Genomic DNA, 23564 nt, shown 5'->3' with positions numbered 1-23564 from the left:
GATTCGCTGTCCAAGACCAGAGAGAAGTCGTGGGATAACTTCTATCACATGCTGCTGGCACTCAGACAGATGCTGAAGGATCACGGTCTGTACACAGAGATAGAGAAGGACTATATAAATTACGCTCTTCACTTCAGCCTGTGGAACTACAACACGCTGGCGGAGCCGACAAAGACAAAGCTCAGAGAGAAGCTTCTCGGCGAATGGTATGACGAGCTTGGAATATCCGCAAGACCTGAGGAATATTTTTATGATGAGTACGAGTATGGCCAGTACAAGGACATGTTAAATTTTACTGTTGAAAAACAGTGATATATATGAGTATAATAGGAACAAATTTTTGATGGAGGTAAATTCGATGTTCAGTTTTGACGAGATAACAAAGGTAGATCCAGAAGTAGCGGCAGCAATGACAGACGAGTTCAACAGACAGAATAACAATCTGGAACTCATAGCTTCCGAGAATATCGTATCAAAGGCGGTTATGGCAGCCATGGGCAGCCATCTCACCAACAAGTATGCAGAGGGATATCCTGGTAAGAGATATTACGGTGGATGTCAGTATGTGGATGTTGTTGAGGACCTTGCGAGAGAGAGAGCCAAGGAGCTGTTTGGCTGTGAGTATGTGAATGTACAGCCACACTCAGGAGCACAGGCAAACATGGCAGTATTCTTCGCAATACTTAATCCTGGCGATACATTTATGGGAATGAATCTTGATCACGGCGGACATCTCACCCACGGTTCACCGGTCAACATGTCTGGAAAGTATTTCCACTGCGTGCCATACGGTGTAAACGATGACGGATTTATAGATTATGACAGAGTTCTCGAGATCGCAAAGGAGTGCAAGCCAAAGCTTATCGTAGCAGGAGCTTCAGCATATGCCAGAGCTATTGATTTCAAGAGATTCAGAGAGATCGCTGATGAGGTTGGAGCATATCTCATGGTAGATATGGCACACATCGCCGGACTTGTGGCAGCAGGACTTCACATGAGCCCAATCCCATATGCCCATGTGACAACAACCACAACGCACAAGACTCTCCGCGGACCTCGTGGTGGTATGATCATGTGCAGCAACGAGATAAATGAGAAGTTTAATTTCAACAAGGCCGTATTCCCTGGAATCCAGGGCGGTCCTCTCATGCATGTGATAGCCGGTAAGGCAGTATGCTTCAAGGAGGCTCTTACACCTGAGTTCAAGGCATATCAGGAGCAGGTTGTCAAGAATGCGGCAGCACTTGCAAAGGCACTCATGGCAAGAGGCTTTGATATTGTATCAGGCGGAACAGACAATCATCTGATGCTCATGGATCTCAAAAGACTTGGACTTACAGGTAAGGAAGTTGAGAAGCTTCTTGACGAGGTTCATATCACAGCAAACAAGAACACTGTTCCAAACGACCCTAAGTCACCATTTGTAACAAGTGGAATAAGACTTGGTACACCAGCCGTTACCACAAGAGGTGCAAATGAGGCTGACATGGAGATCATAGCAGACGCCATAAAGGCAGCAGTACTTGACAATGATAAGGCAAAGGCTGAGCAGCTTGTAAAGAGTATTGTAGAGAAGTATCCACTGTATGCATAATCGATAAGAAATATTGATGCATTGCAGTACGTCAGGCATATAAGATAAGAACAAGAGCGGCACGGAAGTTTCCGTGCCGCTTTTTGAGAACATGAACATGAAAAGTAACAGTAAAGTTAAGAAAAAATTACTCATAGCAGCCGTGGCTGTTCTGGCTATAGTTGTGGCGGTGATCCTGGTATGTGCGGCATATCTTCATGCGGGCAGAAGCTCCCTCAGAGGACAAAGATCCAGGGATGCTGAAATGCTGTATGAAGGTCACAGCTACATGTATGATGAAGACAACATTAATATACTGTGTATCGGTGTGGATGCCAGAGGAGAGGCTGACACCGTGGGACAGGGGGATGCCCTGATACTTGTCACACTCAATGTCAGGGACAAGACGATAAGATGCCTGAATATCAACAGGGATACTCTGGCACCTGTCAAGGTATTTGGTGTTGCGGGCAAATATATCACGACCCAGAATCTTCAGGCAGCACTGGCATTTTCATATGGCAGTGATGTGGCTGACGGTGCGGAACTCACGGAATATACGGTATCAGAACTGCTTGACGGACTTCCGATACATGCATATGTGACGCTTGACTTTGATGGGATCAGCAAGATGAACGAGCTTGTCGGCGGAGTGACGGTGAAAGCCATGGAGGATCTGGACAGAGCAGATATACGCCAGGGCGAGACAGTGACACTGTCAGGGGAGCAGGCGGTATATTATGTGACGGAGCGCAACAGTGCCTCGGAGGATATAGGAACAAATGCCGCCCGTATGGACAGGCAGAAGCAGTACATGTGTGCATGGTGCGGCCTGCTAAAGGAAAAGCTTAAGAGAAATCCCCTGAAGATATGGGATATGTATGAACAGATGTCGGGATATATATCAACAGACATATCCAGAACCGGGATGCTGTATCTGGCGTGGAAATTTGCCGGGGCGGAGTTTACTGATGACGGAATGTATGAGTTCCCGGGTTCATATGAGAGAGAAAATTATTATGATGAATATATTGTTGACGATGCGGCGTTAAAGGAGCAGCTTGTCGAAATGTTCTACAGAGAAGTGGAGTAATGCCTGTATGCAGAACGGTGATAGACAGGAAGAATTAGAAAGAAAAATTGCAGAGGCGGTGGCGCTCGCGCAATCCGTTGTCGAGGACAATGAGCGGGAAAGTCACGCAGAAAATGGAAATACCGACAGCCCTGAGATAGAGGCAGTGATGACCGAACCGGGAGGAGAGCGTAAGAAGCTCTTATGGAAGGTGGTCTTGGGGGTATCATCGGTGGTTTTGCTGGTGTGCATCTGCCTGATCGTGAGATATGCGTTTGCACATAACCGGAGCAACCGTGCAAACCGGGCACTCAGGGAGTATGTGGATTATGGAACAGATGGAGCTACGGAGAGCGATGCCTCGTCCAAGCAGGATGCAGGAATTGATGATGTGATATTCCCGCATGTGAAGGTGGACTTTGATGAACTTCAGAAAAAGAATCAGGATATATGTGCGTGGATATACATACCTGGAACAGATGTCGATTATGCGGTACTGCAGGGCAGTGACAACAGCTATTATCTGAGCCATGATGCATATGGGGAGTACAGCCCTGATGGAGCAATCTTCATAGACTCTGCAAATTCCAGAGGATTTTCGGATTTTGATACGGTCATGTATGGACACAACATGTCCAGTGGAACTATGTTCAAGACTCTGCACAATTATGAGGATGAGGAATTCCTCAGAAACAACAGGAATGTGTATGTATACACACCGAACAGTACGCTGTGTTATACGGTGTTTGCTGCATACAGGACAAATGACAGACATATATTCACATACAATGATTTCTCTGACAAAAAAGGCAGACGGTCGTACATAGATGGAATATTTGACGAGAATTTTGATACTGGGGTTGTGCAAAATGACCAAAAAATAGATGTTGACAGCAGACTGCTGACTCTTTCTACATGTTGTGGAATGGATGGAAAAAGATGGATCGTGCAGTCGGTACTCACAGGGGAAATAGAAGCGGATGCCAGATAAAAAAGGGAGTTTTGCACAATTGACGCTCTCTTTTTATGATGGTATACTTTGGAACAAAGTATGATGTCAGGAGAAGGACATCAGGGAGACAAGGAGTGAAGGTTATGACAACAAGATTGGGGAAGGCAGCTTCATTTAAGAGAAAAGCGGCAGCCTGGCTTGCAGCGGTGGCGATAACATTAGGCTGCGGAACAACAGCATTTGCGAATAACAGCCCGGAGAATGATTATGAGACAGATTCGACACACATTCTCATATCCGAGGCGGATACAACTATAGCGGATATTGACAATCTCATGCTTGGAGATGCACCATCGGAGGTGCTTGGAGATAAATCATTGGATGGATATTCAACTCTTGCAGTGTTCTCAGTTACAGCGGTGAATGATTATGATTATTCTGAGATAGAGACGACAAAGATCAGAGGAGCGGCCATCACCAGTGATATGACAGTTCAGGTGAGATTTCTTCCGGATGACGGAGACTGGACCAAGATCCCATTCAGCGTAGAGAGCGGAGTTCTTCTGGCAGAATTCCCATCGGATGGACAGCTTGCAGTGTTTGTCAAGGATGACATAGATATACCGGATGATGATGATCCTCAGACTGCGGGTGTATCACAGGCAGGAAAGGCACCACAGACAGGAGACAGACTTCCAATATACATATTTACCGGAATCGTAGCGGCGGCACTTGTGGTTGTATCAGTGAGAAAGATAAGAAAATAATATATAGTGTATATAAAAAAAAGAACTTTTGCATATATATGTGCAAAAGTTCTTTTTTATGTTTAGAAAGTCAAGTGATTATTTCATAAAGCACATTGAATAACATATTGATTTTTGGTAAAATTGTATATAAATGGGGTTTCCAGACACTTATACTGGTTATTCCGCAAATGTACATATCAAGAAAGGCAGGGAGTAATTTATGAGAAGAAGTTATGGCAGACGAATGATCGCATTTCTCATGGCATTCATTATGGCATTGTCCGTATTGTTCCAGAGTGATATTGCGATCGGAGGGATTGCGCAGGTGCTGGCGGCACAGTCACAGAATGTGGCGACGGCCAGTGATGCGGAGAAGCAGAGTGATGTGGGGGATTCTGTTGCCACGCTGGCGGCGGATGATGCCATAGATCTGAATGCGGACGGATATTATTGTTATACAACGGTGACATCCGGTAAGACGTATTCGGGAAAACCATGGACGCTCACTTCGTCAGAGCTGGTGGTAAAGAAGATTGGAGATACGACCAACGACACGAAGCTGTCGTCAGATTATTATACTGTAGAATACAGTAACAATGTTAATGTTGGTACGGCAACAGTTACAGTCAGAGGTAATGCAGACATGAACTGCAGCGGTACTCTTACATGTACCTTTACTATAAAGGCAAAGAGTATAACTTCGACTGCACTTTTCTATATAGATGGAAAAGAGAAAGCGAACCAGCATAAAAATTGCAAAAATAAAATTTACACATATCAGGCTGGTGGTGTATGGCCGCAGATATATGTAAAGACAGCGAATACATCATCAGGATATTTCCTTACAGAAGGAACTGACTATGTTGTCGATTATTATAACAACGACGAGGAGTCAGAGGTAGTGGAGGATCCTCTTGGGGACGGCCCTAGAGTTGTAGTGTCCGCTGCAAAGAACAGCAATTATAAGATCGGTAGCGACGGAGAGTATTACATATACTACGGAATCAGCGCTGCAAACCTCAGTGATCAGGAGATATCACTGGAGGGTGATACATTTGTATATACAGGAAAACCTATAAAGCCGGCTGTTAAGATACTGGACAAGACCAACAACAAGTATCTGCACAGCATAGACGAGTGGGGTACAAATGACTATGAGTACAAGGTTGAGTATACCAACAATACAGATGTTGGAACGGCGACTGTCACAATAACAGGAGCACCTACCAGATTCAAGGGAACTGTAACCAAGACTTTCCAGATCGTGGATCAGGGAACTGAGGTATACAGCATAGCAGACGCTGACGTTACGGTGGATGACGACCTTGTATATGACGGAACTGCCAAGACTCCAAGTCCGGTGGTTAAGTATAAGGGCACGACACTTGTCGAGGGCAAGGATTATAAGGTGTCATACTACACCAACAATACAAATGCATCCACATCCACATCTAAGCCATCACTGACTATATCAGGACTTGGTTCATATGTGGGTTCAAAGACGGTGAACTTCACCATCAAGCCTAGGAGCACGGAAAATCTCTCCGTAACATTTGATGATGCAGTGTTCAACACCGCAAACAACATAACGATACAGGTTTCTCCACAGAATATTTCTGTCAAGGATAAGGAACTTGGAACTACACTTAAGTTATCCCAGGATTTCTCATATGACTTCAGTGAGTATTGGAATGCCAAGGATTACAATGTAGGAACACATAAGTTTAATATAGTAGGTATTGGAAATTACACTGGAACTGTTCCATGTGAGTTCCAGATTGTTGCAGCGGATATATCCAAAGCTGTAATAACTGCCGATGACGCCGAGTACACAGGTTCTGAGGTGACCACAACCCTGTCAAAGGTCACATTCAGCAATACGGATCTTGTGGAGGGCGTTGACTACGAGATATCAGGTTATGAGAACAACGTGGAGATCGGAAATTCAGCCAGAGTCATGATCAAGGGTCTCGGCAATTTCCAGGGAACATGTGTAGGTACATTTGCGATAAAGACATCTAAGATCAGCATGAATGATGTGGAATTTTCTACGATATCATCGATGAAATATACCGGAGCACAGTTGAAGCCGGATGTGACATTGACATACGACGGCAAGACACTTGTGGAGGGAACCGATTACTCTGTTGCTTACGGCGAGAATATCGTGCCGGGAACCAACAATGGTAAGGTTACATTTACAGGTATGGGAGACTATGCGGGTACTGTGTACAAATCATTTAACATACTTGCAAAGTCATTCTCAGATGCCGATGTAAAGCTGACTGTGAATAAGTCCAGTTATGAATATACCGGAGAGAACATAAAGCCGGATATAACAATTACATACAACGGAATGACATTGGTTGAGGGAGTTAACTACACCTTCCCGTTCAGCTACAAGGAGACCGGAACATGGACAGTCATTGCCATGTCAGCATCGGTATATTATTCCGGTTCAAAGTCATTCCAGATCACTATAGTTGCTCCGTCAGGTGATATGGGCAAACTCACATATGAGGATATACCTGACCAGTATTATAACGGCGGCGAGGTGAAGCCGGAGCTTACCATTAAGAATGGCAGTTATGTTCTGAAGGAGGGAACAGACTTCACAGTCACCGACAGAAAGAACAATGACAAGGTAGGAACTTCTACTATTACTATAGAAGGAATGGGCTCATACAGCGGAACTAAGGTTCTTGAGTTCAACATTTTACCTAAGCCTCTTGAGGACTGCGATGTCAAAGATATATCCGACAGCCAGTACACAGGAGAGGCATTAGAGCCGGCAGTCACCATCAAGAATGGCAGTGTTGAGCTGGAGCAGGATGTAGACTATACGGTAGAGTACAGCAATAACACGGATGTGACAGATGAGGCCAAGGTCGTAATAAAGGCTGCAAATGATAATTATACAGGCGAGATCGTCAAGTATTTCAAGATAACACCTGTTTCAATCATTTCATCTTCAAGCGGAATGGGAATAACCCAGGCCGACCAGTCACAGATGTACACAGGTATGGCCATCGAACCGGTGATAAATGTAACCAGATACGTTAATGGTGAAATTATCAAGCTGGAGAGAGACAAGGACTATACTGTTGAGTATGCGAATAATATAGAGGTAACAGGTTCAGGAGAGAAGGCTTCGATCACTGTAACCGGTATAGGAAATTACACAGGACAGAAGGTTATACGTTTCGAGATAGAGAAGAGAGCTGTGTATAACTGTCAGATGGATGCTATAGCGGATCAGTTGTGGACAGGCTCAGCTATAACACCTGAGATCAATATATACAACGGTGAGATCAAGCTTGTTGAGAATGAGGATTACACAGTAGAGTATGCAGACAACACGGATGCCGGAAAAGCGTCAGTGACCATAACAGGCTGTGGTGATCATTACACAGGTCAGATCATCAAATACTTCAATATTACTAAGGAATTTATAGACATAAGCACAAGTGACAAGATCACTTTGACGGGACTTGAGGATCAGTCATACAACTTTGGCATGGCGGTCAGACCAAGCTTTACTCTGAGCTATGACGGCGAGGAGATGACAGCCGGATCAAACGGTGATTATACATATACCTTCAAGGACAACTATGAGGTCGGTACCGCAACACTTGTCATAACAGGTGTGGGCAAGTACAAGGGAACAAAGGAATACACGTTCAAGATCGCCAAGTATGACATATCAGGTGATACACTGATCATATCAGGCGACACATTTGAATATAGCGGTACTGCTATCAAGCCATCACTTGTGGCTGTGAAGGTTGGAACCGTCAACAGAATAACATCATTTGATGATTTCAATGTCACATACGGTGAGAATACAAATGTTGGAAATGGAAGTGTGACCATCACTCCAAAGGCGGACAGCAGCTATACAGGAGAGCTCACACAGAAATTTGTAATATACAAGAAGAGTATTACAGGTGCAACAGTTTCAGCTTCAAGTGTGACATACACAGGTAAGGCACAGACTCCTGCGGTGACAGTTACATGCAAGGACGGAATGGCAGTGCCTTCAGGAAGTTATAGCGTTGAGTATGCCAACAATATCAATGTTGGTACAGCTAAGATCACGGTAACAGCTCTGGAGGATGGCAATTTCGATGGAACCGCTACAGGAAGCTTCGAGATAAAGGCTATAGATATTGCCGGAGCCGATGTGGCTGATATAGCTGACCAGACATACACAGGCTCAGCGATAACACCGGATATAACAGTCAGCTACGATGGCACCGAGCTTGTTGAGGGTGAGGACTATGTTGTATCTTCATATGATAATAATGAGAATGTCAGCACGGCTTCAGCTAAGGCGTCGATAACCATAACTGGTAAGGGCGTATACAGCGGAACAAAGAAGATCGAGTTCAATATTGTTCCTGCATCAGTCAGCAAGGCAGTTGTAACAGGCGTTGAGGACAGTGTGGTATACACTGGCGCAGATATAACATTTGCAGGACTGGCAGTTACAGTGTCGGGCAGAAAGCTCACTGCTGCTGACTACACAGTGAAATATACAAATAACAGAAATGCTTCCACAACTGACAGCAAGGCAGAGATACTTATCACAGGTAAGGGCAATTACACCGGTGAGAAGATAGTTCAGTTCGTGATCGAGCAGAAGGATATAGCAGATTGCACAGTTCAGCCGATCAGCGCACAGATCTATACAGGAAAGGCTGTTGAGCCTGAAGTGACTGTCACTGACGGTGCAAACACTCTTGTAAAGGGAACGGATTATACCGTTGCATACAGCAACAATATCAATGTCACAACAACCGAGTCAAAGGCTGTTGCTGATATAAGTGGAACAGGCAACTATAAGGGATCTGTGAAGGCAACATTTGATATTGCCAAGAAGATCGTCAAGATAACAGATGCGGATGTTGCTGATATAGCAGATCAGACATACCACATGGGAGATAAGATAGAGCCGGCTGCAACAGTCACAGTGGATGGCGTGAAGCTTGACGCTGACTGCTATACGGTAACTTATACAAACAATGTGAATGTCGGAACTGCGACAATGACAGTTACAGGTATCACTGTACAGGGATATTCAGGAACTGTCGAGAAGACATTCAAGATACTTCCATTGTCTATTGCAAAGGCAGTGGCATCTAAGACTTATTCAGCGGTGTACACACCGGCTGGAACGACATTTACAGTGGAGAGCTTTGACATCACAGTTGATGGCAAGAAGTACACTGTGACGGACATGTCAGATTTCACTGTAACACAGAAGAACCTGATAAATGTTGGAACAGGAACAATAACAGTTACTGCAAAGGCTGACTGTAACTTTACAGGAAGCTTTGATATCGCAGCGACAATAACTGCAGCGAAGATAGAGGAGAGCTGGGCAAGCCTTGAGCAGACAGAGTTCAGCTATACCGGATCTGAGATAACTCCTGAGCCGGTTGTCAGAAGTGGAAATGTCATTCTCAAGAAGGATGTCGACTATACACTCAGCTACGACAGCAATGTGGAGTGTTCCGATAAGGCAAGCGTGATGGTGACAGGTACAGGTAACTATACAGGAGAGGTAAAGCTTCTCTTTACTATCGGTGCGAAGTCGCTCACGGGAGCAAAGGTAAGTGCTCAGGCACAGAGCTATACAGGTAAGCCGCTCACCACGAAGATCTCAGTCGTACTTGGAGACGAGAAACTTGTGGAGGGCCAGGATTATACAGTAGAGTATGTAGAAGGCGAAGTTACAAATGCAGGAACCGGTAAATTCAAGATCAAAGGTAAGGGCAACTATACCGGAGAGCTTGACGGCACATTTGTCATAAATGCGAGAAGTATAAATGCTGAGGGCATTACGGTTGCAGGTGTGGCAGATAAGACATACACTGGATTTGAGATAACACAGGATATAACAGTTAAGGATGGAGATGCGGTTCTCACAGAGGGAACAGATTACACTGTCGACTATGAGAATAACGTCAATGCATCGACCACAGATTCAAAGGCTGCAGTTATAATCAGAGGTAAGGGTAACTATGACAGCAGTACAACAAGACGTGTAGAATTTACAATTGGACAGAAGGATATAACAGATGCAGAGATAGACGGCGTGGAGAGTTCAGTCGTATACACAGGAAAGGCTATTACATTTGATCAGGCTGTGCTCACTGTGGACGGTGTTAAGCTTGTAAATGGTGTGGACTACGAGACTGAATATGTCAACAATCTGAATGTATCTACTGCCAGCAGCAAGGCGAATATCATCTTCAGTGCAAAGGGTAATTATACAGGAAAAGCAAGCTGGACATTCACTATCACAGCAAAGAGCATAGAGGATTGTACAGTCAGCGATATTCCGGGACAGACCCACACAGGAAAGGCACTTACACCAGACATAACAGTCAAGGATGGCAGCAGAACTCTTGTGAAGGGCACGGATTATGATGTCGTATACAGCGACAATATTGAGGTGTCAACAGCAGACAAGCCGGCAAAGGCGGTTGTCACAGGAAAGGGCAACTACACCGGATCTGTACAGAAGACATTTATGATAGCAGAGAGAGTTATAGATATAACACCTGCGGTCATCTCTATAACAGACAAGGGACCATTTGTATATAACTATGGCAAGCAGATCACACCGGCTATATCAGTTACACTGGATGGAGAGGTGCTTCCAGAGGATGCGTATACAGTAAGCTATCAGAGCAATGTGAATGCCGGAAAGGCATACATAATCGTGACAGGAGCCGGAGAGTATCATGGAGTCATAGATACATCATTTACTATCGAACAGCTCGATGTGACAGGAGGAGTCCTTGAGCTTGAGAAGGATGCTTACGGATATACCGGAAGCGAGATCAAGCCTGTAGTGACAGGAATCACTCTGGCTGGCGGCAGCATAGAGCCTGGCACAGATTTTGACGTGACATACAGCAACAATATAAATGTAGGCAGTGGAGAGATAGCTCTCACAGCCAGAAGCAGTTCAAACTATAAGGGAACAGTTACAGGCAAGTTTGCGATCACTGCGGCAGACATCACAGATGCCCAGCTCACGGTTGCCGATCAGACATACACAGGTGCTGCACTCAAGCCGGCAGTGACAGTATATCTGGGACAGACAAAGCTTATAGAGGGAACAGATTACACAGTGGGATATGCTGACAATACCGATGCCGGAACAGCAACGGTTACTGTAAAGGGTATGGGCAACTATGCCGGAACAGTTAAGACGACCTTCAAGATCGCAGCAAGATCCATAAGTGCAGCAAAGATAACTGTTGCAGATCAGGTGTATACTGGAGCTCCGCTTACACCGGAGATAACAGTTACATTAGGTGGAAAGCAGATCGCAGACACCGAGTATGATGTTGACTATAGTGGAAATACCGATAAGGGTACAGCCACAGTGACGATAACAGGTAAGCACAATTACACAGGAACAGCATCAGAGACATTCACCATATCCGCAATGGATATAAGCAAGTGCGTGGTCTCACATATAGCGTCTGTTGTATACGACGGAACAGCCCACAGTCCAAAGGTTACAGTCAAGAACGGAGAGATAGTTCTGACAGAGGGCAGTGATTATGACGTCACATACAGCGACAATGTAAGTGTTACAACAGACTCAAGAAAGGCAAAGGCAACTATCACAGGCCGTGGAAATTACACAGGTCAGTGTGTGGCTGAGTTTGAGATAACAAAGGCAGACTTTGCAGATGCAGTCATAACAGGAATACCTGAGAGTGTAGAGTATACCGGTGAGAGCATAGTCCTCACAGGATATGAGCTCACACTTGGAGATACAAAACTTGTAGAGAATCAGGATTACGTTGTTGAGTACACTGATAATAAGGAGATCGGAACAGCGACTGTCAGATTCATCGGAGCAGGCAATTACAGCGGTGAGAAGACTGCAGCCTTCAAGATAACAAAGGCAGATATAGCAAACTGCGAAATCAGCCCGATCCAGGGACAGACATGGACAGGTAAGGCCATAGAGCCGGTGCTCACCATAAAGAATGGCAGCGTCACCCTGAAGGCCGGAACAGACTATGAAGTTACATACAGCAACAATATAGACGAGACGGATGAGGCGAAGGCAGAGATCACCGGTATTGGCAACTATACAGGAACTGCTGTAGTCTACTTCTCGATAACAAGAAGCGTTGTGGATATAAACGGCGCTACAGTGTCGGCTATACCGGCGCAGACATATGCATTTGGCAAGGCTGTAACTCCTTCAGTCACTGTTATGTATAACGGAATTACACTGAAAGAGAATACAGATTACACCTTAACATATGAGAACAATATAAATGCTGGAACAGCATATGTGATCATAACCGGAACAAAGTATTACTCCAAGACAAAGAGAGTAAGCTTCGCCATCAACCCTGCGGACATATCAGCAGGCCGTGTGGTTATAGATCAGGGAAGCTTTGTGTACACAGGAAAGAGCCAGAAGCCTGAGGTTACAGGCATAGAGTTTGGAGATGTGATGATAACTGATATGGACAGCTTTGACATAAGCTTTGGCAGCAATGTCAATGTAGGAACAGCGTCCATCAGCGTATCAGCAAAGAGCAACACCAACTACAAGGGCAGCGTGACAGGTGAGTTTGCCATAACAGAGGCAGATCTGTCAGGCGCAGCAGTTGAGGTAGACGATGCGGTATATCAGGGAACACCTCTTACCCCGGCTGTCAGGGTAACACTTGGTACAGTGGTTCTGACAGAGGGCAGGGATTACACTCTGAGCTACAGCAGTAACACAAACGTAGGAAAGGGTACTGTAAAGATTACAGGAAGTGGCAATTATAAGGGAACCATCAGTGCAGAGTTTGCTATAACAGAGAGAACGATCACTGATGCCGATGTGGAAGTCGCAGATCAGATCTACACAGGTAAGGAGCTCACTCCTGATGTGGAAGTAACACTTGGAGACAAGCTTCTGACAAATGGTGTGGATTACACAGTTACCTATGAGAAGAATGTCAATGTCGGCACGGCAAACGTTATAGTAAAGGGAACCGGCAATTATAAAGACACTATCACAAAGACCTTTAGAATAGCTGCAGCAGACATTTCAAGTGCAGTTGCGTATAAGATCAGTGATCAGACATATACCGGAAGTCCTATCACCCCGGCAGTGACAGTAAGCATGGCTGATGGAACAACACTGAAAGCCGGTGTTGACTATGAGGCTGAATACACAGGAAACACAGATGTTACGACAAAGGATGCACCTGCACAGGTGGTTATCACAGGAAAGGGCAACTATGTAGGAACCCTCAGAACAACATTTGCGATAGTACCTAAGTCACTTACAGGAGTCGCCATTAGCGGATACAGTGAGTCTGTGGCTTACACAGGTGCTGATGTGACATTTGCAGATATTATAGTTGCCGATGGAAGCGAGATCCTCACAGAGGGAATTGATTATAGGATCACATACACAGGCAACAAGGCAGTCACAACAGAGGATGGTACATACTTTACAGTAACAGGTACAGGCAATTACACCGGAAGCAAGGATGTACACTTTGTGATTACGGCAAAGGATCTCAGGGAATGTGATGTCGAGGAGATTGAAAGCCAGGTATACACAGGAAAGGCCATAGAGCCGGAAGTAACGATAAGAAATGGTAATGTTCTTCTTGTGAGCGACGTTGACTATGATGTCACATATGAGTCGAATATAAATGAGACTACAGAGACAACAAAGGCTAAGGCTATAATCACAGGAAAGGGCAACTACACAGGAAAGGTAACGAAGGAATTCGTTATAGGAAGAGTATTTACAGATATATCAAAGGCTGAGATAGAGGCTATTCCGGATCAGACATATACATTCGGACAGGCCATAACCCCTGAAGTCAAGGTAAGCTTTGGAGGAAAGGCACTCACACTTAACACCGACTATACAGTGACTTATACCGATAATATTGATGCGGGAACTGCAACTGTAAAGATCATAGGTACAGGTGATTACAACAAGCCAGTTACAAAGACATTTGTCATAAAGCCGGCAGATATATCAAAGGCGTCAGTAGTTCTCAGGGGAACATCATTCACCTACACAGGTGAGGCGATTACACCTGCAGTGACAAGACTTGGCGTTCCTAATGGTGGTGTGACTGAGAGTATCACAGATCTCTCTTCATTCGCTGTGGAATACAGTGACAATACAGATGCCGGAACGGCAAAGGTTACTGTAAGTGCAGGAAAGGATACGAACTACACCGGAACTGCATCAACTACATTTACTATCACAAGAAAGAGCATAAGCGGTGCGGTCGTGAGCGTGGCAGATGCTGAGTACACCGGATCAGAGGTTATACCGGATGTAAAGGTAACTCTGGGAGATAAGGTGCTGACAGCCGGCGTGGATTACACGGTATCGGCTGAAAACAATGTAGAGGCAGGAGAGGACGCTCTGTTAAAGATCACCGGATGCGGTAATTATGAGGGCGTACTGAGCCAGACATTTGAGATCAGTGCAAAGAGCATAGACGGCGGAAAGTGCAGCATACCGGCTCAGGTATATATAGGATCTGCGCTGACACCTGATGTAGTTCTTGAGGTTGGAGGCAAGACTCTGACCAAGGGTGAGGACTACACAGTTACATACGCAGACAACATAGATGTCACAACGGCTGAGAAGAAGGCATCAGCGATCATCAAGGCCATGGGCAACTACACAGGAAAGCTCACAGTTTACTTTGACATCACGGCAAAGACTCTTACAGCAGCCGATGTTGACAGCATTGATGCTCAGGAATACACCGGCGAGGCGATAGAGCCAGTGGTGGTCGTAAGAAACGGAGACACAGTTCTTGTTGCGGGAAGAGATTACGATGTAACATACAGCAACAATACAGACAAGACTACAGAGGCGAGAGCAGTAGTCAAAGGTAAGGGTAACTATCAGGGAACCGTTACAAAGCTGTTTGAGATATGCGGAGCAAGCATAGCACCGGCGGTTGTGACAGGAATACCTGAGAGCGCAGAATATACAGGAGACAGCATAACCTTTAAGGACATAACAGTTGTGATGAATGGAAAGACACTTGTATATGGAACAGATTACACAGTAAGTTATGAGAACAATGTCAATGCAACCACTGAGGACAGCATGGCATACGTTATCATAAAGGGTAACGACAACTACGGTGGACAGATAAGAACAGCCTTCAGCATAACCCCAAGAAGTCTTGAGAAGTGCAAGGTCGATGCCATCGGAGGACAGACATATACAGGCAGGGAGATCACCCCTGAGGTTACAGTAAGAGATGGATCAAAGGTACTCGAAAATGGAAGAGACTACACGGTATCTTACAGTGATAATATCGAGGTGGGCAAGAATGCCAAGGCAGTTATAGAAGGTAAGGGCAACTACACCGGACAGCTTACAGCAGAGTTCACCATCGCAAAGGAAGTGCTCGACATTTCAAATGCGGTGATAAGTGATATCGCAGATCAGCATTACAACTTCGGTGAGGAGCTCACACCTGCACTCAGTGTAAATCTTGGAGGAAGAAAGCTTACAGAGAATGTTGATTACAGCGTAACCTACACTGATAACATTGAGGCCGGTACGGCTACAGCTACAGTGAAGGGAATCGACCAGAATAAGGGCGAGGTAAGTAAGACATTCAAGATCCTTCCTATAGATATAACAACTGCAGAGATCGCACTTGTGAAGGATTCATATGGTTTCACAGGAGATGCGGTAACAGCAGATGTAGAATCGATAACAGTCACAAGAAATGGAGTTAAGAAGGTACTCACAGATCTCGCAGGATTTGAGATCACATGTACAGACAATGTAAATGTCGGTACGGCTACAGTTAAGATCGCCGTAGGCGAAGGCCAGAGCTATACAGGAAGCACAAGCACATCCTTCAGGATCGTTGCAGCTTCAATAGAGCAGGCAGAGGTCAGCGTTGACAGTGCAGTATATACGGGAAGCGCAATCACTCCTGTATGCAGAGTAGTTCTTGGAGGAAAGACTCTTGCAGAGGGCGTTGACTACAAGGTAACAGTTTCAGGCAATGTGAATGTTACTGACAATGCACTGGTTACTATAGAGGGAACCGGAAATTACACCGGAAAGCTCTCACAGAAGTTCAGCATAACTCCTAAGAGGATATCACAGGCTGAGGTAAAGGCCGATGATGCTGAATACACAGGAAGCGCAGTTACGACAACAGTCAGTGTAGTCCTTGATGGAAAGACTCTTGTTCAGGGAACTGACTATAAGCTCAGCTACAGCGACAATGTGAATGTCACATCTGACACAGCAAAGGCTGTTGTGACAGTGACAGGAACAGGCAACTACACAGGAACAGTCCAGGGAGAGTTCTCTATAACTCCTATGGATATATCAAAGCTTGACATACCGGAGATACCAGATCAGACATACGGCGGTCAGGCAGTAAAACCTGAACTGAGAATTGTAAATGGCAACAATGTTCTCTCAGAGGGCACTGATTACACAGTGGCATACGAGAACAACGATTCGGTTACAGACAAGGCCAGCGCTATTATCTCAGGTAGAGGAAGCTACAAGGGATCAGTGACCAGAACATTTGCTATAAAGGCATACAGCATAGACAATGCAGAGATAAGTGGAATCCAGGATGCGGTAGTATTTACAGGAGATGCCATTGAATTTGCAGATATAGCAGTTGTAGTAAACGGCAGGACACTTGTGAACGGTACGGACTACACAGTAAGCTACGAGAACAACCTGAACGTTACAGATGAGAAGAATCCTGCATATGTGATCATAAAGGGCACAGGAAACTACGGCGGACAGGTTAGAACAGCATTTGCCATAACAGCTAAGAATATCGGCAGATGCAGCATTGATCCGATTGGCGGACAGATATACACAGGTAAGGCGGTTGAGCCTGAGATCACAGTCAGAGATGGCGCAAGGATACTGGAGACCGGAAAGGATTATGACATTACTTACAGCAACAACACAGATGTGACAGACAGTGCTGAGGTCACCATAACAGGTAAGGGCAACTACAGAGGCAGCAACAGTGCGGTATTCACCATCACACAGGAGGTTGTGGATATATCAAAGGCTGTAATGAGCAAGGTCGATGACCAGTATTACAACTTTGGAAATGCCATAAGACCAGAGGTTACACTTACATATGGCGGCAAGACATTGACACAGGATGTGGACTACGAGCTTGTATACATCGACAATATCAATGAAGGTACGGCGACGATACAGGCAAATGGTATCAACAAGAACACAGGCTCGGTGAGCACAACATTTGCCATAAAGCCAGTAGATATAACAACTGCTGAGGTTGTACTTGAGAATGACTCATTTGAGTACACGGGATCAGAGATCAGACCTGCAGTTAAGATGATAACAGTAAGCAGGGATGGCAAGGCGACGGCAGTGACATCTATGACAGCATTTGATGTGACATACACGGACAATACAAATGTCGGAACTGCTGGTGCGGTTATAAAGGCAGCACAGGGAAGCGGATTTACAGGATCTGTGACAAAGAAGTTTGAGATCACAGAGGTGGATATCGCACAGGCTGTAGTTGATGTGGAAGACCATGTGTACACAGGAAGTGCAGTAAAGCCTGCATATACAGTGACACTTGATGGCAAGAAACTCACTGCGGGAACAGATTTCAATGTGGTGTTCAGCAACAATGTAAATGTTGGAACAGCAGCCATCCTCACAGTGACCGGTACAGGAAACTACGAAGGGAACAGTTGTCGCATACTTTGCGATAACTGCAAAGGATCTGAGCAAGGCAGATGTGAATGTCCAGTCATCAGTTTACACTGGAAAGCCACTTACACCGGCTGTGACAGTAACTCTCGATGATGAGATATTAAATGCAGACATTGATTATGTTGTTTCTTACAGCAACAATGTGAACGCTACGACAGCAAAGTCAAAGGCGACTGTGACCGTCAAGGGAACAGGAAACTATAAGGGCACTGTGACTGCTACATTCGACATTGAGCCAAAGGCGATCAATGAGGCGAAGATCAATGATATACTGGATCAGATGTACAGCGGCAGTGAGATCAGACCGGATGCAAAGGTGACACTCGATGGAGTACAGCTTGTTGCAGGAACGGACTACACTGTGACATATGAGAACAACATAGAGGTTTCAGATTCAGCCAAGCTTATCGTAACCGGTAAGGGCAATTACAAGGGAACTGTAGAGAAGAACTTCAGTATAAAGAGTCTCACTCTTGAGGACGCAGAGGTATCAGGTATACCAGCCGGCACAGAATACACAGGAAAGGCCATAACATTTGGCGAGATCGTTGTGACACTGGTCGGAAAGAAACTGTCCGAGGATGAGGATTACACAGTAGAGTATAAGAACAATGTAAACGTGACAGACAGTGCGGAGGTTGTGATAACAGGTATCGGCAATTACAGCGGAGAGCTGAGCAGAACATTCAAGATCACAGCTAAGGACATAAGCAAGTGTAGAGTCGATGCGATTGGCGGACAGGTACACACAGGAAAGGCTGTAACACCTGAGGTCACAGTGAGAGACGGAACACAGGTTCTCGTGTCTGGAACAGATTACAAGACAGAGTACAGCAACAACATAAATGAGACAACGGCCAGCTCGAAGGCTGAGATCAAGATCACAGGATCTGGTAACTACACAGGAAGCATAACAGTGAACTTCACGATATCTAAGAATCTTGTGGATATATCCAAGGCTGTGATAAGCAAGATCAGTGATCAGCTTTACAACTTCGGCCAGCCGCTCACACCGGATGTGACAGTTACATTTGGTGGAAAGACACTTGTATACGGCGAGGATTACGCACTCGTATATGTGGACAACATCGATGAGGGTGTGGCAACCGTAACAGTTAGAGGTATCAATTCAAATACCGGATCTTTATCGGCTAAGTTTAACATCAATCCGGTCGATATAAGTGATGGACAGATAGCTCTTGATGCATCCGAGTATATGTATACAGGAACAGCAGTAAAACCGGTGATCAATTCATTTACAGTGAAGAGAGCTGGAAAGACAGTGACAGTTACTGATTTTGACAACCTTGAGATCAGCTACTCGTCAAATACAAATGTTGGAACAGGTAAGGTTACTATAAAGGCACTTGAGGGTGAAGGCTTCACAGGAAGTGTCAGCAAGACATTTGCAATAGTAGGTGCTTCAGTCGACAATGCTTCAGTAAAGGTTGGAAACGGAGTTTATACGGGTGAAGCTGTAACTCCGGATCACACAGTTACACTCGGAGGCAGGACACTTGTTGAGGGACGCGACTACAGAGCAGACTACAGCAACAATGTGAACGTGACAGACAGTGCAGTGCTCACCATCACAGGTATGGGTAACTACAGTGGAAGCACCACAGCAAGATTTAAGATAAGTGCCAGAAATCTTGCAGATGCAGACATTACGGTGGCATCGGCAAGATACACAGGAGATCCACTTACACCTGCAGTTACAGTTTCACTTGGCGGAACAGCTCTTGTGGAGGACAGAGACTTTACAGTTTCATACAGTGACAATGTGAATGTCACAACAGACACAGATAAGGCAGGCGTTACCATCACAGGTATAGGCAACTACACTGGAACGGCGGTTGAGAAATTCGATATCGCAGCTAGAGACATATCTCTTGCAGAGATAAAGGACATCGACAGACAGAATTATACCGGTAATGCGGTTACACCAAAGCTCACGGTTGTTGACGGACAGAGAGAGCTTGTGGCAGGCAGGGATTACACCGTAAGCTACAAGAACAATGTCGAGGTGACAACGGCAGCAGTTGCGGTGATAACAGGAAAGGGCAATTATTCAGGAACTGCCAGCAAGCTGTTTGCTATTGGCGGTGCAGATATTGCAGATGCAGATATAACAGGTATAAAAGACAGCGTAACCTACACAGGAAAGGCAATAACATTTGCCGGACTTAAGGTAACATACGGCGACGATGTACTTGTGGCAGGAAGAGACTACACTGTATCATACAGTGGAAATAAGAACGTGACGGACAAGGCAAGTGTTACCATCACAGGTATTGGCAACTACACAGGAAGTGTTAACAGATACTTTGCTATAACAAGAAGAAATCTTGCAGACTGTCATGTGAGCGAGATCGAGGGTCAGATTTACACAGGCAAGAAGATAGAGCCGGAGCTCACAATTACATATGGAGATCTGGTGCTTGTAGAGGGTGTTGACTACGAGATCGAGTACAGCAATAATATTGAGCCTACAGCAGGCGGACAGTCGGCAAAGGCAACAGTAACAGGTAAGAGAAGCTACACAGGAACTGTGGAGAGAGAATTTACCATTACAAAGGATCCTGTAAATATAAGCGGAGCCAAGATCAGTGCAATACCTGATCAGGAATTTGCAAAGAAGAATATCACACCTGCGGTAAATGTTACATACGGTGGCAAGACGCTTGTACAGGGAACTGATTACAAGGTTTCATACATCAATAACTATAATGTTGGAACTGCCACAGTGACGATCACAGGATATGGAGACTACGTAAGTTCTAAGACGGCAACTTTCGAGATCGTCAAGAGAGACGTAACAGGTTATGTAGCAGAGCTTTCAAAGAGCAGCATGACATACACCGGAAAGGCACTCACTCCATCAGTTACAGCTATTAACAGCAGTGACGGAGCATTTGTGCTTGACGATGAAGATATCGCGGGCTTCATAGTGAGATATGCTTCAAATGTAAACGTTGGAACAGCAACGGTTACAGCTACAGCAGGAAGCCGGTCTAATTACACAGGAAGTGTGACAGCAACATTTGCCATAACAGCGGCATCAATCGATAATGCAGTAGTTGTGGCAGAGGATACGGAATACACAGGAAAGCCGGTAACTCCAGCCGTTACAGTGACAGTCAACGGTGTTGTGTTATCAGCAGCGGATTACACAGTGGCTTACAGTAACAACACTGAGGTCGGAACCGCAGAGGTAAGCATAACAGGAAAGGGCAACTACACCGGAGAGACAACAGGTACATTTGAGATAACAGCAAGAAGTATCAAGAACTGTACAGTTGAGTGCAGCACATCGATCGAGTACACAGGAAACCAGCTCATACCTGTTGTAAAGGTAAAGAATGGTGATGTGGAGCTGACAGAGGGAGTTGACTACATACTCAGCTTCGATATGAACACAGATGTGACAGGACGCGCAAAGGTGGTTGTGACCGGTAAGGGCAACTACAAGGATTCAGTGACAAGATACTTTGCAATTACAAAGAAGAGTATCGCTGGAGCTGAGATCAAGGGTATTACAGGAAAGGTATTCACAGGTAATGCAATAACACAGGATATTGAAGTTGAACTGGATGGACAGAAGCTCAGCCAGGGAACGGACTATACTGTGAAGTACGAGAACAATGTTCATGTAGGAACAGCAGTCATAACAATAACAGGTGCAGGCAACTACACAGATTCTGTAAAGAAGAGCTTTGTGATAAGCAAGGCAGATATAAGCAACACGGCTGTTATAAACGGAATTGAGTCCGAGGTTATATACAAGGGCACAGCATTTAAGTTTGATAATGTCACGATAACATGGGGAACAAATGTGCTGAAGGAAGGCAGAGATTACACGATCACATACCAGAACAACAGCGGAATCACCATGACGAGAACAAGTAAGGCTTCAGTCACTGTGAAGTTCATGGGCGACTACAAGGGAAGCGTTACAAAGCAGTTCAGGATCAAGGCATTTGACATATCAAAGGCAACCGTATCAGCGATAGCAGACAAGACCTACACAGGATCAGCGATCAAGCCGGCGGTTACAGTTAAGATCGGCAGTACAGTGATAAATCCAAAGGAGTACACGGTTGAGTACAGCAACAACGTGAAGCCGGGTGTTGCAAGTGTTACGATCACAGGACTTAACAACTTCTACGGAACAAAGAAGGTTACATTCAACATCCTTCCTGCAAAGGTGAAGAACCTTGCGGCAAGCGGTGAGACAACAACATCACTGAAGCTATCATGGAGCAGCAGTGCATATGCCCAGGGATATGAGGTGTACAGATATGATACAGGTAAGAAGACATATGTGAAGGTTGCAACAGTGAAGGGCACAAGCAGCAATATCACAGGTCTGGCAGCGGGAACTGATTACAAGTTCGCGGTATCAGCATATGTGAAGTCGTCAGGCAAGACACTGTATAGCGAGAAGACAGTCATAAATGCAGCAACAAAGCCAGCTAAGGTTTCAGGTATTTCATTCAGCAGCAGGGCAGAGAAGTCGATAGCGCTCAAGTGGAATACAGTTAAGGGAGCTACAGGCTACAAGGTATACAGACTTGTAGCAAAGGACAATTACAAATATCTTGGTTCGACATCAAAGACAGCTTATAATGTAAACGGTCTGACTGGAAGTACAGCTTACACATTCAAGGTAGTTGCATACAAGAAGGTCGGCAGCAAGGAGCTCGTTGGTGAGGATGCTACAGCAAGGATCATGACAACGCCATCGGCAGTCAAGAATCTTAAGATCAGTGCCAGAAGCAATGCATCGATAACGATGAAATGGAGCAAGGTAAACAACGCTGATGGATACATAGTTTACAGATACCGCGGCAACAGAGCAGTCAAGATCAAGACCATCACAAGCAAGTCAAAGGTCGTATTTGTAAGCTCAAAGCTCAGTGCCGGAACAACGTATAAGTACAGAGTTGTGGCATACAAGAAGGATGGAAAGGCGATCGTAGAGAATGCCGGAACATATGTATCAGGATTTACACTTCCTGCAACACCTGTTGTATCAGCGAAGGCCGGAGTCAAGCAGGCGAAAATTGCATGGAAGAGAGCCAAGGGAGCAACAGGTTACATCGTATACATGTCAACATCAAAGAGAGGCACTTATAAGGCTGTTGCAACCATAAGAAAGGCCAGTACGACTTCGTACACCAAGAAGGGCCTGAAGAAAGGCAAGACATATTACTTCAAGGTGCGTGCATTTAACAAGTCAGGTAAGACAACATATAAGAGTTCATACTCAACAGTAAAGAAGATCGTTGTCAAATAGTGACTGACAGTTAGATAAGGGAAAGCCGGAAATAAAACTATAAAAAGCATCCAACCGGGTGAGCCTGGAAACAGGCTTATCTGGTGGATGCTTTTTGTTATCTATGAGGCGGAGGAGTCAGTCCGCCTGAGAGATGATA

The 23564-nt window shown here is 45.2% G+C and carries 6 protein-coding genes and 1 pseudogene; all 7 read left to right on the top strand.

Features of this window, described 5'->3' with window-relative positions; translation table 11 throughout:
* Positions 1-312 (top strand): annotated as a pseudogene (locus tag CCU_RS06115) (glycosyltransferase family 2 protein); the annotation flags it as partial.
* A gap of 46 nt (positions 313-358) precedes the next feature.
* The gene (gene glyA, locus CCU_RS06110) at positions 359-1594 is read left to right on the top strand and encodes a serine hydroxymethyltransferase (RefSeq protein WP_015533968.1); all 1236 of its coding nucleotides are present in this window, start codon (positions 359-361) and stop codon (positions 1592-1594) included.
* Positions 1595-1691: 97 nt separating this feature from the next.
* Complete coding sequence (locus CCU_RS06105) at positions 1692-2666, top strand: LCP family protein (protein WP_158576563.1); 975 nt, start codon at positions 1692-1694, stop codon at positions 2664-2666.
* Positions 2667-2673: 7 nt separating this feature from the next.
* A complete protein-coding gene (gene srtB / locus CCU_RS06100; RefSeq protein ID WP_015533967.1) occupies positions 2674-3636 on the top strand; it encodes a class B sortase in 963 nt (320 codons plus the stop codon).
* Between the two features lie 104 nt (positions 3637-3740).
* Positions 3741-4364 carry a hypothetical protein gene (locus CCU_RS06095; protein ID WP_015533966.1) on the top strand — a complete coding sequence of 208 codons (624 nt, stop codon included), beginning with the start codon at positions 3741-3743 and terminating at the stop codon, positions 4362-4364.
* 202 nt (positions 4365-4566) lie between these two features.
* Positions 4567-18219, top strand: coding sequence for a hypothetical protein (locus CCU_RS06090; RefSeq protein WP_015533965.1), 13653 nt, complete (start codon positions 4567-4569; stop codon positions 18217-18219).
* Positions 18152-23425, top strand: coding sequence for a fibronectin type III domain-containing protein (locus CCU_RS06085; protein ID WP_208896037.1), 5274 nt, complete (start codon positions 18152-18154; stop codon positions 23423-23425). The genes CCU_RS06090 and CCU_RS06085 overlap by 68 nt, the downstream gene beginning before the upstream one ends.
* Positions 23426-23564 lie beyond the last annotated feature (139 nt).

The organism is Coprococcus sp. ART55/1, assembly GCF_000210595.1.
Classification (GTDB): Bacteria; Bacillota; Clostridia; order Lachnospirales; family Lachnospiraceae; genus Coprococcus; species Coprococcus aceti.
The sequence above is the reverse complement of the archived record's forward strand: the minus strand, read 5'-3'. Positions and strand labels throughout refer to the sequence as shown.

Excerpts from the sequence above, each read along its gene's own strand:
- CCU_RS06090 (WP_015533965.1), top strand. The coding sequence starts at position 4,567 with ATGAGAAGAAGTTATGGCAGACGAATGATCGCATTTCTCATGGCATTC.
- CCU_RS06105 (WP_158576563.1), top strand. The coding sequence starts at position 1,692 with ATGAAAAGTAACAGTAAAGTTAAGAAAAAATTACTCATAGCAGCCGTG.
- srtB (WP_015533967.1), top strand. The coding sequence starts at position 2,674 with ATGCAGAACGGTGATAGACAGGAAGAATTAGAAAGAAAAATTGCAGAG.
- CCU_RS06095 (WP_015533966.1), top strand. The coding sequence starts at position 3,741 with ATGACAACAAGATTGGGGAAGGCAGCTTCATTTAAGAGAAAAGCGGCA.
- glyA (WP_015533968.1), top strand. The coding sequence starts at position 359 with ATGTTCAGTTTTGACGAGATAACAAAGGTAGATCCAGAAGTAGCGGCA.